The following is a 12,296-nucleotide window of genomic DNA, read 5'->3' as shown; positions in this document are numbered from 1 at the left end:
CGTTTCCTCAGCTCGCGTAGCGCTTTTCGAGCGCGTCGAGCTCGGGCTTGCCCACCAGCCGCTGGCGCTCGGCGAAGGGTACGACCAGCGCCGGGTCTTCGTCCACGCGCCTGGTATCGCGCAGCACCGTCAGGGCCTTCTGCATGCCCGCGACCGCGCCCTGCAGCGCCGCATTCGCGTACAGCACGATGCCGTAGCCCAGGCCGGCCAGTTCCTCGGCGCCGAAGATCGGCGTCTTGCCGCCGATCACCATGTTCATCAGCTGCGGCTTCTTCAGGCGCTGCGGCAGCGCGCGGATTTCGTCGGCCGTGGTCACGGCTTCCACGAACAGGATGTCTGCACCGGCCTCGCTGAACTTCTGCGCCCGCTCGATGGCGGCCTCGAAGCCCAGCGTGGCGGCCGCGTCGGTGCGGGCCATGACGAGCAGGTCGGGGTCGGTGCGCGCATCGACGGCGGCCTTGATCTTGTTCACAGCCTCTTCGGTGGAGATGACGTCCTTGCCCGAGAAATGGCCGCAGCGCTTGGGCGCGACCTGGTCCTCGAACTGGATGCAGTCGGCGCCCGCGCGCTCGAGCACGCGCACCGTGTGGCGCACGTTGAGCGCGTTGCCGAAGCCGGTGTCGGCATCGACGATCAGCGGCAGGCCCACGGCGTCGCGGATGCGCGCGGTGTGGTCGGCGATTTCATGCAGCCCCATGAAGCCCTGGTCCGGCAGGCCGAACCACATGTTGGTGACGCCCGCGCCGGTGACGTAGATGGCTTCGAAGCCCAGGTCCTCGATCACGCGCGCCGACAGCGCGTTGAAGGCACCCGGCACCAGCACGCCGCGGCGCGCCTCGGCCAGGGATCGGAGGGTCTTGCGAGTCGACATCGGTTTTTCCTGTGTATTTGAGTCGGTGAAAGTAAAAGCTCAGAAGGCATCGCCGGGTATGCGCACCCAGCCTTCCATCAGCACACGGGCGCTGCGGCTCATGACGGCCCTGGTCACTTGCCATTCGCCGTCCACCTTGCTCGCCTGCGCGCCCACGCGCAAGGTGCCCGAAGGATGTCCGAAGCGCACGGCCTCGCGCTCGCCGCCGCCGGCCGCGAGGTTCACCAAGGTGCCCGGAATGGCGGCAGCGGTGCCGATGGCCACGGCGGCCGTGCCCATCATCGCGTGGTGCAGCTTGCCCATGGACAGCGCGCGCACCAGCAGGTCGACATCGCCCGCGGCCACCTGCTTGCCGCTGGAGGCGGTGTAGCCGGCGGGCTTCGCGACGAACGCGACCTTGGGCGTGTGCTGCCGCCCGGCGGCCTCGCCGATGTGCTTGATGAGGCCCATGCGCACCGCGCCGTGGGCGCGGATGGCCTCGAACCTGGCGAGCGCGGCGGGGTCGCCGTTGATCGCGTCCTGCAGCTCGGTGCCGGTGTAGCCGATGGCTTCCGCATTGACGAAGATGGTCGGGATGCCGGCGTTGATCATCGTGGCCCGCAGCGTGCCGACGCCCGGAACCTCCAGCTCGTCGACCAGCTGGCCGGTAGGGAACATCGCGCCGCCGGCGCCCTCTTCTTCCGCCGCCGGGTCCATGAACTCGAGCTGCACTTCGGCCGCCGCAAAGGTCACGCCGTCGAGTTCGAAGTCGCCGGTTTCCTGCACCGCGCCGCCCGTCATGGGCACGTGCGCGACGATGGTCTTGCCGATGTTGGCCTGCCAGATGCGCACCACCGCCACGCCGTCGCGCGGCACCCTGCCGGCGTCGACCAGGCCGTTGCTGATGGCGAAGGGGCCGACGGCCGCCGAGAGGTTGCCGCAGTTGCCGCTCCAGTCGACGAAAGGCTGGTCGATCGACACCTGGCCGAACAGGTAGTCCACGTCGTGGCCGGGCCGCTCGCTCTTCGAGAGGATCACGGTCTTGCTCGTGCTCGAGGTGGCGGCGCCCATGCCGTCGATCTGCTTGCCGTAGGGGTCGGGGCTGCCGATGACGCGCAGCAGCAGCGCGTCGCGCGCCTTGCCGGGCACCCGGGCGGCCTCGGGCAGGTCCTGCAGGCGGAAGAACACGCCCTTGCTGGTGCCGCCGCGCATGTAGGTGGCGGGAATCTTGATCTGTGGTGCGGAAACCATGATGGTGCGATTGTCGGTTCAAGAGGCCGCGGGGGCAGCCACGGAGGAAGCCTTGGCCGAGGCCAGGAAGTCCTGCGCGAAGCGCTGCAGCACGCCGCCGGCTTCATAGATCGACACTTCCTCAGCGGTGTCGAGGCGGCAGGTCATGGGCACGTCGAGCCGCTCGCCGTTGCGCCGGTGAATGACCAGCGTCAGGTCGGCGCGCGGCTTGCGCTCGCCGCTCACGTCGTAGCTCTCGGTGCCGTCCAGGCCCAGCGTCAGGCGGTTGGTGCCGGGCTTGAACTCCAGCGGCAGCACGCCCATGCCGATCAGGTTGGTGCGGTGGATGCGCTCGAAGCCCTCCGCCGCGATCGCTTCCACGCCGGCCAGTCGCACGCCCTTGGCGGCCCAGTCGCGCGACGAGCCCTGGCCGTAGTCGGCGCCGGCCACGATGATCAGCGGCTGCTTGCGCAGCATGTAGGTCTCGATGGCCTCCCACATGCGCATGACCTGCCCTTCGGGCTCCACGCGCGCCAGCGAGCCGGCCTTCACCGAACCGTCGGCGTTGCGCACCATCTCGTTGCGCAGCGTGGGGTTGGCGAAGGTGGCGCGCTGCGCGGTGAGGTGGTCGCCGCGATGGGTGGCGTAGGAATTGAAGTCTTCCTCCGGCAGGCCCATCTTGTAGAGGTACTCGCCGGCCGCGCTGTCCATCATGATCGCGTTGGAGGGCGACAGGTGATCGGTCGTGATGTTGTCCGGCAAGACCGCCAGCGGCCGCATGCCCCTGAGCGTGCGCTCCCCTGCCAGCGCGCCTTCCCAGTACGGCGGGCGGCGGATGTAGGTGGACGCGGCGCGCCAGTCGTACAGCGGCGTCACCTTCTCGCCTGTGTCGGGCTGGATGGCGAACATCGGCTCGTACACCTGGCGGAAGTGCTCGGGCTTGACGCTCGACTTCACGATGGCGTCGATCTCTTCGTCGGCCGGCCAGATGTCCTTCAGCCGGATCTCCTTGCCATCGACCACCGTCAGCACGTCTTTCTCGATGTCGAAGCGCACCGTGCCCGCGATGGCATAGGCCACCACCAGGGGCGGCGAGGCCAGGAAGGCCTGCTTCGCATACGGATGGATGCGGCCGTCGAAGTTGCGGTTGCCAGACAGCACCGCCGTGGCATACAGGTCGCGCTCGACGATCTCCTGCTGGATGACGGGGTCGAGCGCGCCCGACATGCCGTTGCACGAGGTGCAGGCATAGGCCACCACGCCGAAGCCCAGCTTCTCCAGCTCGCCCATGAGGCCCGCTTCCTGCAGGTACAGCGTCACGGCCTTGGAGCCGGGCGCCAGCGACGACTTGACCCAGGGCTTGCGCGCGAGGCCGACGCGGTTGGCGTTGCGCGCCAGCAGGCCGGCGGCGATCACGTTGCGCGGGTTGCTGGTGTTGGTGCAGCTGGTGATGGCCGCGATGATCACCGCGCCATCGGGCATGCGGCCCGGCTCGTCCTGCCACGGCGCGGCGATGCCGCGGGCCGCGAGCTCGGTGGTGGCCACGCGCGCATGCGGGTTCGACGGGCCGGCCATGTTGCGCATGACCGTGGAAAGATCGAACTGCAGCACGCGTTCGTACTGCGCGTCCTGCAGCGCGTCGGCCCACAGGCCGGTGTGCTTCGCATAGGTTTCGACCAGCCGCACCTGCTCGTCGGAGCGGCCGGTCAGGCGCAGGTAGTCGATGGTCTGCGGGTCGATGGCGAACATGGCCGCCGTGGCGCCGTATTCGGGCGCCATGTTCGAGATGGTCGCGCGGTCGCCGAGCGTGAGGCTGGATGCGCCCTCGCCGTGGAACTCCAGGTACGCCCCCACCACCTTCGACTTGCGCAGGAACTCCGTCAGCGCCAGCACCACGTCGGTGGCCGTGATGCCCGGCTGCGGCCGGCCCGAGAGCTTCACGCCGACGATGGCGGGCAGGCGCATCCACGAGGCGCGGCCCAGCATCACGTTCTCGGCCTCCAGGCCGCCCACGCCGATGGCGATCACGCCCAGTGCGTCGACATGCGGCGTGTGGCTGTCGGTGCCGACCAGCGTGTCGGGGAAGGCCACGCCGTCCTGCGCGTGCACCACGGGCGACATCCGCTCCAGGTTGATCTGATGCATGATCCCGTTTCCCGGCGGGATCACCTCCATGTTCTTGAAGGCCCGCTTCGTCCAGTCGATGAAGTGGAAGCGGTCCTCGTTGCGCCGGTCCTCGATGGCGCGGTTCTTCTCGAAGGCATCGGGGTCGAAGCCGCCGCACTCCACCGCCAGCGAATGGTCGACGATGAGCTGCACCGGCACCACCGGGTTCACCTGGGCCGGATCGCCCCCCTGCTGCGCGATGGCGTCGCGCAGCCCGGCCAGGTCGACCAGCGCGGTCTGCCCGAGGATGTCGTGGCACACCACGCGCGCCGGGAACCACGGAAAGTCATGCTCGCGCTTGCCCTCGACGATCTGCGTCAGGCTCTGCTGGAGGATGGCCGGGTCGCACCGGCGCACGAGGTTCTCGGCATGCACGCGCGAGGTGTAGGGCAGCGTGGCCCAGGCGCCCGGGCGAATGGCCTCGACGGCTTCGCGCGCGTCGAAATAGTCCAGCGAAGTGCCGGGAAGGTTCTTGCGGAATTGGGTATTCATTGATCTTGGCGGCGGCGTGGGGACCGGATGACGGGCCACGCCCCCGGCGCCGCCCGTCAAGACTCTCTTTTTACTTCCGATCCTGGATCGGCGCGAACTTCAGGTCTTCCGGCCCGGTGTAGTTGGCGCTCGGGCGGATGATCTTGTTGTCGATGCGCTGCTCGACGATATGCGCCGCCCAGCCCGAGGTGCGGGCAATGACGAACAGCGGCGTGAACATGGCGGTGGGCACGCCCATCATGTGGTAGCTCACGGCGCTGAACCAGTCGAGGTTGGGGAACATCTTCTTGACCTCCCACATCACGCTCTCCAGGCGCTCGGCAATGTCGAACATCTTGGTCGAGCCGGCCTCTTCCGAGAGCGACTTCGCCACGCCCTTGATGACCACGTTGCGCGGGTCGCTCACGGTGTAGACCGGGTGGCCGAAGCCGATGACCACCTCCTTGGCTTCCACGCGGCGGCGGATGTCGGCCTCGGCCTCGTCGGGCGAGTCGTAGCGCTTCTGGATCTCGAAGGCCACCTCGTTGGCGCCGCCGTGCTTGGGCCCGCGCAGCGCGCCGATGGCACCGGTGATGGCCGAGTACATGTCGGAGCCGGTGCCGGCCACCACGCGCGCGGTGAAGGTGGAGGCGTTGAACTCGTGCTCGGCATAGAGGTTGAGCGAGGTGTGCATCGCCCGCTCCCAGTTCGCCGAAGGCTTGCGGCCGTGCAGCAGGTGCAGGAAGTGCGCGCCGATCGAGTCGTCGTCGGTTTCCACGTCGATGCGCTTGCCCTGCGTCGACCAGTGGTACCAATACAGCAGCATCGAGCCCAGCGAAGCCATCAGCCGGTCGGCGATGTCGCGCGCGCCGGGCACGTTGTGGTCTTCCTTCTCCGGGAGCATGCATCCCAGCGACGAGACGCCGGTGCGCATCACGTCCATCGGGTGGGCGCTGGCGGGCAGTTGCTCCAGCGCCTCCTTCAAGCTCGCGGGCAGGCCGCGCATCGACTTGAGCTTGGCCTTGTAGGCGCGCAGCTCCGCCGCCGTGGGCAGCTTGCCGTGCACCAGCAGGTGCGCGATTTCCTCGAACTCGCAGACCTGCGCGATGTCGAGGATGTCGTAGCCGCGGTAGTGCAGGTCGTTGCCGGTGCGCCCGACCGTGCACAGCGCGGTGTTGCCGGCGGTCACGCCGGAAAGCGCCACGGATTTCTTGGCCTTGAAGCCGGGGGCGGTGGGGGTTGCGGTGTCGTTCATGCTTCTTCCTTTTCTGGATGCGGGTGTGCCGGATATGCCTTGGGGATGCGCCTGGGCCGTCCGCCCTTGTCGACGGCGACCATCTCGAAGAAGGAGCGCAGCGCCTCGCGCGGCGGCTGCCCCAGTTGCTCGAAGGTGCCGGTGACGCTGACCGTGAGCGAGCTGCGGCCCTGGCGGCTGACCCATGCGCGCAGCCGCAGCACGCTGCCCACCGGCACGGGCGCGAGGAACTGCGCGTCGCCGCAGCCGGCCATGACCACGTCGGCCTGCGCGAATGACCGCGCCGCCAGGAAAGCGGCCTTGGACATCAGCATGAGCGCGTTGCCGCCGAACAGCGTGCCGTAGTGGTTGGCGTGCTCCGGAAACACGATTTCCGTGAGTTCGAGTGCCGTGCTCTGGTTTGTCATGGTTCGCAATTTACGCAAATGCATGCCCATAATGAAGGCCTGAATTAGCCAATCATTGCGAATGAGAAATCACTGTTTTGCAAATCTTGCGAATACGCAGGTTTCGCAAGATGGCGCGCAATCAGAAGGAGCCACACGATGAGCAAGACATTCATGGGCGTGCGCCTGCGCAAGCTGCGCGCCGAACGCGGCATGACACAGGTGGCGCTCGCCCAGGCGCTGGGCTTGTCGCCCAGCTACCTCAATCAGCTCGAACAGAACCAGCGGCCACTGACCGTGGCCGTGCTGCTCAAGATCAGCCGCACGCTCGGCGTCGACGTGCAGCAGTTCTCGGAAGACGAGGAAGCCCGCCTCGTCTCGAGCATGCGCGACGCGCTGGCCGACAACCCCGGCGGAGAAAGCGTCGCCCTGCCCGAGCTGCGCGAAGTGGCCTCGCAGATGCCCGCGGTGGCGCGCGCCCTGCTCGCGCTGCACCGACGCCACCAGGAAGCCATGGAGCGCCTGGAGATCATGGCCACCGAACTCGGCGACGGCCGCGGCGAGCTGACGAATGCGCGCCCCATGCCCTTCGAGGCGGTGCGCGATTTCTTCTTCGCCCACCAGAACCACTTCGAGGAACTCGACCAGCAGGCCGAGGAGCTTGCGGCCGAAGCGCGCAGCCACGGCGGTCCGCTGTCGGAGTGGCTGCAGTCGCGGCTCATGGAGCAGCACGGCGTGCGCGTGGTGCCCACGGACGACGACGCCATCGACAGCCAGCGCCGCTACGACCCCGCCAGCCGCGTGCTGCGCCTGTCGGGCAGCCTGGAGCCCGGCCAGCAATCGTTCCAGCTCGCGACCCAGTTGGCGCTGCTGGAGCAGACCAGGCTGATCGAATCGCTGCTCGAAAGCGCCAACTTCAACGACGCGCCGACGCATGCGCTGGCCCGCATCGGACTGGCGAACTACTTCGCAAGCGCCGTGGTGCTGCCCTACGGCCTCTTCCTGAAGGCTGCGGAAACCCTGCGCTACGACATCGACCTGCTGGCGCGCCGCTTCGGCGTCGGCTTCGAGACGGTCTGCCACCGCCTGAGCGCCATGCAGCGGCCCGGCGCGCCGGGCGTGCCCTTCTTCTTCATTCGCGTGGACCGCGCCGGCAACATCTCCAAGCGGCAGTCGGCCACGCACTTCCACTTTTCGAAGACCGGCGGCACCTGCCCGCTGTGGAACGTGTACGAGGCCTTCGCCCAGCCCGGGCGCGTGCTGCGGCAGCTCGCGCGCATGCCCGACGGGCGCACCTACCTGTGGGTGGCGCGCACCGTGTCGCACGGGCAGCGCGGCTTCGCCTCGCCCAGCAAGACTTTCGCCATCGGCCTGGGCTGCGACATCCGCCATGCGCCGCGGCTGATCTATTCCAAGGGCCTGGACCTGACCGACCAGGAGGTGCCCACCCCCATCGGCATGGGCTGCAAGGTGTGCGAGCGCGTGGCCTGCCCTCAGCGGGCGTTTCCATTCATCGGGCGGCCGCTGGACGTGAACGAAAACGAAAGCCGATTCACGCCCTACGCTGTGGCCGACGCCTGAGCGCCCCAAAAAAGCAGCCCGCACGAAGGCGGGCTGAATGACCCCCATCTCGCAAAGGGCCTGTGGAGGGAGGTGCCCGTCGGAGGAATCAAACGGGCAGCGCGATGATCGCGGCCAATCTGGGAGACTTTGTGGAGGAACGCCGCGCCGGCAACTATTTGCGGCTCGCGGCCCTTGGCGGCATCGCCACCCGCACGCCGGCCACTTCGGCGGCGCGCGCCCTCAGCTGGCCGCAGCCGCCATCGACATCCTGCCCCGCCGAATTGCGCAGCTTGGTGAGGATGCCGCGCTCGTGCAGCGTGCGGGCCACCTGCTCGCAGCGCTCCCACGACGGGCGGCTGAACGCCACGCCGTCGACCGCGTTGAAGGGAATCATGTTCAGCACGCAGTACTTGCCGGAGAGCAGCCGGACGATGCCGTCGATCTCGTCCTGCCCGTCGTTCACGCCTTCGAGCAGCGTCCACTGGTACTGGATCGGGTAGCCGGTGGCTCGCGCATAGCGCTCGCCTTCGGCGACCAGTTCTTCGGGCGTCATGTTCGGCGCGCGCGGAAGCAACTTCCGGCGCAGTTCGGCCTTGGTGGTGTGCAGCGAGAGCGCCAGCGCGGGCCTGACGCGCTCCTGCAGCAGCCGATTGAACACGCGCGGATCGCCCACGGTGGAGAACACCAGGTTCTTGTGGCCCACATTGCCCACGGTGCCGAGCAGTTCGATGGCTTCCAGCACGTTGTCGAGGTTGTGCGCCGGTTCGCCCATGCCCATGAACACCACCTTGCGCACCGGCCGGCGCATGCGCGCGAGCGCCACCTGGGCAATGATCTCGGCGCTGCCCACCTGCCGCAGCAGGCCGTCGCGGCCCGTCATGCAGAACTGGCACCCGACGGCGCAGCCGACCTGCGACGAAACGCAGAGGCCGTCACGCGGCAGCAGCACGCTTTCGACGGTCTGGCCGTCCGCCAGCGCCACCAGCAGCCGCTCGGAGCCATCGGCGCCCGGATGGACCGCGTGGATGCGCGCCAGCCCTGCCAGTTCGGCCTCGATGGACGGCAGGGCTTCCATCAGCGACGACGGGAAGAAACTCGCCGGCAGGCGCCTGCCGCTGTTGCGCGGCAGCGCATGGGACCACAGCCGCAGGATCCGCTGCTCGTGGCTGGGGCCCGCGCCGGCTTCCCGGAGTCGTCGTTTCAGTTCGTGGATTCGCATGCAATGAGGGGGCTGTAGCCCCGGATTGTGCCCGGCGGGCGCCGCGCGCCGCTTCGGTGGCGGACAATCCGGGCATGGCCCAAGGCAAACGAATTTCAGTCGATATCGGGGAAGACGCCCTCCAGACCATCAAGACGCTGGGCGCCGCAGCCAAGCTGGCGCGCACCGGCGCCGGCGAAGGCCAGGCCGCCGCGGCGGCGCGGCTGGGGGTTCATGTGCAGACCATCGCGCGGATCGAATCGGGCGAGCCCGGGGTTTCCGTGGGACACATGGTGGGGTTGCTGGCGCTTTATGGGATCTCGGTGAAGCTGGAAAAGCCGGGAGCGGATTGACTACTGCCCTGAACGAATTGCCAGGTGGGCAGCAACCCATTGGGCATGCGACTTCCATACGGATCGAGGATCCATTGATACTGTCTGACCGCAACGATGCCTACAGCCTTCTGAGGAAGCTCGGCGCATCGACCCGACTTCTGCTGCACCTCCAGTTGGTTGGAGAAGCTGCTGACGAACTGATCCATGCGCTTTCGAGCATGGGCCTAGCCTTCGATGCGAAATTGGTCGAACTGGGTGTTGCCGTGCACGATGCAGGAAAAATCGAGCACCCCGCTGAATTGGATGGCCCTGGCTCCCAGCATGAGCCATCCGGAGAACGGCTTCTTCTCACCCACCATGTCCAGCCAAAGGTTGCCCGCTGCTGCGTATCTCATGCGGCATGGAGTGCCCCTGGCGTCTGCTTCGAGGAGCGGCTGGTGGCCCTCGCCGACAAGCTGTGGAAAGGCAAACGGGAGCAGGCCCTCGAACTATGTGTCATCGACGAAGTCGCAACGCGACTGCACTTGGATCGTTGGGACGTTTTTCCCAAGCTGGATTTGATCTTCGAAGACATTGCGTCTGGAGGAGAGATGCGTCTCCAAAAGAGTCGCCTGATTTAAAGCGCCTGCAGGAAAAAATGAGAACACCCGATTACCCCAACCCCGACGTCCCAAAATGGGCTACCGTCGACGCCTACTTCTCCGACAAGCTGGCCCCCTCCGACGAAGCCCTGGCCCAGGCGCTGGCTGCCAATTCGACCGCAGGCATGCCCACGCACGACGTCTCGGCCGTGCAAGGGAAATTCCTCGCCCTGCTCGTCAGGATGACCGGGGCCAAAAAGGTGCTGGAGATCGGCACGCTGGGCGGCTACAGCACCATCTGGATGGCCCGGGCGCTGCCCGAAGAAGGCCGCATCACCACCCTCGAGCGCGACCCCGTCCATGCGAAGGTCGCGCAGGCCAACTTCCATGCCGCCGGCATCGCCGACAAGGTTGACCTTCGCCTCGGCGCCGCTGTCGACGTGCTCCCGACTTTGCAGGGCCCGTTCGATCTCGTCTTCATCGACGCCGACAAGCCGAACAACCCGGCCTATCTGGAGTGGGCACTGAAGCTCTCGCGGCCGGGCACGGTGATCGTGGGCGACAACGTGGTCCGGGGCGGTGCCGTCGCCGACGCGGCCAGCGAAGACCCGAACGTCGTCGGCGTCCGCCGCTTCATGGACATGCTGGCCACCGACAGCCGCCTGGACAGCACGGCGCTGCAAACGGTCGGCGAAAAGGGCTGGGACGGGTTCTCGATTTCGGTCGTGAAATCGTAGAGGCCGCTCAGCGCAACCCCGCCCCCTCCTCCTTCGACAGCTTGGTGAACGACAGCAGCGACAGCAGAGTCATCGCGCCCACCACGCCGAAGGCCGGAGAAAAATCTTCCGCGGTCAGCCGGTCCGCGCCGCTGCCGTTCCACCATGCGGCCAGCGTGACCAAGGTGGCGCCAAGCGTCACGCCCAGGCTCAGCGAGAGTTGCTGCGCCATGCTGTTCAGCGTGGCCGCGTGGCTCATGCGCGGCTTGGGAATCTGCGAGAAGCCCAGCGTCTGCAGCGACACCATGGCCATCGAGTTCACCAGCCCGCCGAACAGCAGTGTGACGAAGATCTGCACGTGCGGAGTGCTCGGGCGGAAGTGGCCGTAGCTCACGTAGAAAAGGCTGGTCAGGCAGGTGGCGCCGACCAGCAGCGAGCGGAAGCCGATTGTGCGGATCGCCTTGGCCATGACGGTGCGGGTGGCCAGCGAGCCCAGCGCGGTGGCCATCGTCAGGCTGCCCGAGGCCAGCGGCGACAGCCCGAAACCCAGTTGAAGCATCAGCGGCAGCAGGAAAGGCGAAGCACCGATGGCGATGCGCAGCGGCGTGCCGCCGATGATCGATGCGCGATAGGTTGAAAAGCGCAGGATGCCCAGGTCGATCAGCGGTGCCGCCTTGTTGCGGCTTCGCAGGTGATACACCAGCGACACCAGCACACCGAAACCCGCCATCGCCCAGATGGCCGGTACCGGCAGCAGCGACTTGCCCACCATCTCCAGGCTGCCGAGCAGCGACGTGAGGCCCACGGCCAGCAGCACGAAGCCTTCGATGTCGAAGGGCGCTGGCGAGCTGTCCTCCGGCAGATCGTTGATGAAGCGCAGCGCCCCGGCAATCGCGAGCAGGCCGAAGGGAATGTTGATGAGGAAGATCCAGCGCCACGAGGCCAGCGTGACGATGGCGCCGCCGAACAGCGGTCCGGCCAGCCGGCCGAACGCGGGCGGCACGGTGAACCACACCATGGCCGACACCATCTGCGCCGGCGGCACGCTGCGCAGCAGGATGAGCCGCCCCACCGGCAGCATCATCGCGCCGCCCAGCCCCTGCAGCACGCGGAACGCCACCAGCTGAGGCAGCGTCTGCGCCGCGCCGCACAAGGTGGAGCCCAGCGAGAAGAAGGCCACCGCCACGCAGAACACCCGCCGGGGCCCGAAGCGCTCGGCCAGCCAGCCGCTCACCGGAAGAAACACCGCCAGGCTCAGCAGGTACGAGGTGATCGCGAGGTTCAGGTGCAGCACGCTGACGTCCAGCGCCTTGGCGATGGTCGGCAAGGCCGTGGCCATCACCGAGGTGTCCAGGTTCTGCAGGAAAAGGGGCGAGGCGACGATGAGGGGAACGATGCGGTGGCGGGGCGGCATGGGGTCATTGTCGGCTGCAAGCCGCGACGCTGCTGGAGCCTGAAGGCTCATAGCGAACGGGTATGGAAAAGCATCTGAAATCGGTATTTCCGAATATGAAAGCGTCTCCTTAGCATGCGGCGCATAACTAG

The 12,296-nt window shown here is 67.4% G+C and carries 11 protein-coding genes; 4 read left to right on the top strand and 7 right to left on the bottom strand.

Annotated features, from left to right (window positions below; genetic code table 11):
- Window positions 1-7 precede the first annotated feature (7 nt).
- From L3V85_RS17620 to L3V85_RS17600, 5 genes are all read right to left on the bottom strand, one after another.
- On the bottom strand, window positions 8-871 hold the full coding sequence (locus L3V85_RS17620; RefSeq protein ID WP_237680322.1) for an isocitrate lyase/PEP mutase family protein: 864 nt from the start codon (window positions 869-871) through the stop codon (window positions 8-10).
- A 39-nt stretch (window positions 872-910) separates the two neighbouring features.
- Window positions 911-2,101: a 2-methylaconitate cis-trans isomerase PrpF gene (prpF, locus tag L3V85_RS17615; RefSeq protein WP_237680321.1), complete on the bottom strand. Its 1,191-nt coding sequence runs from the start codon at window positions 2,099-2,101 to the stop codon at window positions 911-913.
- A gap of 18 nt (window positions 2,102-2,119) precedes the next feature.
- Window positions 2,120-4,738: a Fe/S-dependent 2-methylisocitrate dehydratase AcnD gene (gene acnD / locus L3V85_RS17610; protein ID WP_237680320.1), complete on the bottom strand. Its 2,619-nt coding sequence runs from the start codon at window positions 4,736-4,738 to the stop codon at window positions 2,120-2,122.
- A gap of 70 nt (window positions 4,739-4,808) precedes the next feature.
- Entirely contained in the window at window positions 4,809-5,972 is a 1,164-nt protein-coding gene (gene prpC / locus L3V85_RS17605; RefSeq protein ID WP_237680319.1) for a bifunctional 2-methylcitrate synthase/citrate synthase, read from the bottom strand.
- Entirely contained in the window at window positions 5,969-6,379 is a 411-nt protein-coding gene (locus L3V85_RS17600) for an acyl-CoA thioesterase (protein ID WP_237680318.1), read from the bottom strand. The genes prpC and L3V85_RS17600 overlap by 4 nt, the downstream gene beginning before the upstream one ends.
- Before the next feature lie 138 nt (window positions 6,380-6,517).
- On the opposite strand from L3V85_RS17600, the gene L3V85_RS17595 reads away from it, so the two are divergent.
- Window positions 6,518-7,939, top strand: coding sequence for a short-chain fatty acyl-CoA regulator family protein (locus L3V85_RS17595; protein ID WP_237680317.1), 1,422 nt, complete (start codon window positions 6,518-6,520; stop codon window positions 7,937-7,939).
- Window positions 7,940-8,093: 154 nt separating this feature from the next.
- Here L3V85_RS17595 and L3V85_RS17590 read toward each other — a convergent pair whose 3' ends face one another.
- A complete protein-coding gene (locus L3V85_RS17590) occupies window positions 8,094-9,140 on the bottom strand; it encodes an RNA methyltransferase (RefSeq protein ID WP_237680316.1) in 1,047 nt (348 codons plus the stop codon).
- Window positions 9,141-9,214: 74 nt separating this feature from the next.
- Between L3V85_RS17590 and L3V85_RS17585 the strand changes: the two genes are divergently transcribed.
- Genes L3V85_RS17585 through L3V85_RS17575 form a run of 3 tightly spaced genes read left to right on the top strand, consistent with a single transcriptional unit; the run spans window position 9,215 to window position 10,772 of the window.
- Window positions 9,215-9,472: a helix-turn-helix domain-containing protein gene (locus L3V85_RS17585; RefSeq protein ID WP_237680315.1), complete on the top strand. Its 258-nt coding sequence runs from the start codon at window positions 9,215-9,217 to the stop codon at window positions 9,470-9,472.
- On the top strand, window positions 9,469-10,074 hold the full coding sequence (locus tag L3V85_RS17580; RefSeq protein WP_237680314.1) for a hypothetical protein: 606 nt from the start codon (window positions 9,469-9,471) through the stop codon (window positions 10,072-10,074). The genes L3V85_RS17585 and L3V85_RS17580 overlap by 4 nt, the downstream gene beginning before the upstream one ends.
- 17 nt (window positions 10,075-10,091) lie before the next feature.
- Entirely contained in the window at window positions 10,092-10,772 is a 681-nt protein-coding gene (locus L3V85_RS17575) for an O-methyltransferase (protein ID WP_237680313.1), read from the top strand.
- A gap of 7 nt (window positions 10,773-10,779) precedes the next feature.
- On the opposite strand, the gene L3V85_RS17570 is transcribed toward L3V85_RS17575, so the two are convergent.
- On the bottom strand, window positions 10,780-12,165 hold the full coding sequence (locus L3V85_RS17570) for an MFS transporter (RefSeq protein ID WP_237680312.1): 1,386 nt from the start codon (window positions 12,163-12,165) through the stop codon (window positions 10,780-10,782).
- Between the last annotated feature and the right edge of the window lie 131 nt (window positions 12,166-12,296).

Source organism: Variovorax paradoxus, assembly GCF_022009635.1.
GTDB lineage: Bacteria > Pseudomonadota > Gammaproteobacteria > Burkholderiales > Burkholderiaceae_C > Variovorax.
Note: the sequence above shows the minus strand (reverse complement) of the source record. Positions and strands in the feature narration are given on the sequence as shown.

Bases quoted from the DNA above. Each gene is read 5' to 3' on its own strand.
- L3V85_RS17585 (WP_237680315.1), top strand. From the start codon at position 9,215: ATGGCCCAAGGCAAACGAATTTCAGTCGATATCGGGGAAGACGCCCTC.
- L3V85_RS17595 (WP_237680317.1), top strand. From the start codon at position 6,518: ATGAGCAAGACATTCATGGGCGTGCGCCTGCGCAAGCTGCGCGCCGAA.
- L3V85_RS17590 (WP_237680316.1), bottom strand. From the start codon at position 9,140: ATGCGAATCCACGAACTGAAACGACGACTCCGGGAAGCCGGCGCGGGC.
- prpC (WP_237680319.1), bottom strand. From the start codon at position 5,972: ATGAACGACACCGCAACCCCCACCGCCCCCGGCTTCAAGGCCAAGAAA.
- L3V85_RS17600 (WP_237680318.1), bottom strand. From the start codon at position 6,379: ATGACAAACCAGAGCACGGCACTCGAACTCACGGAAATCGTGTTTCCG.
- acnD (WP_237680320.1), bottom strand. From the start codon at position 4,738: ATGAATACCCAATTCCGCAAGAACCTTCCCGGCACTTCGCTGGACTAT.
- prpF (WP_237680321.1), bottom strand. From the start codon at position 2,101: ATGGTTTCCGCACCACAGATCAAGATTCCCGCCACCTACATGCGCGGC.
- L3V85_RS17575 (WP_237680313.1), top strand. From the start codon at position 10,092: ATGAGAACACCCGATTACCCCAACCCCGACGTCCCAAAATGGGCTACC.
- L3V85_RS17570 (WP_237680312.1), bottom strand. From the start codon at position 12,165: ATGCCGCCCCGCCACCGCATCGTTCCCCTCATCGTCGCCTCGCCCCTT.
- L3V85_RS17620 (WP_237680322.1), bottom strand. From the start codon at position 871: ATGTCGACTCGCAAGACCCTCCGATCCCTGGCCGAGGCGCGCCGCGGC.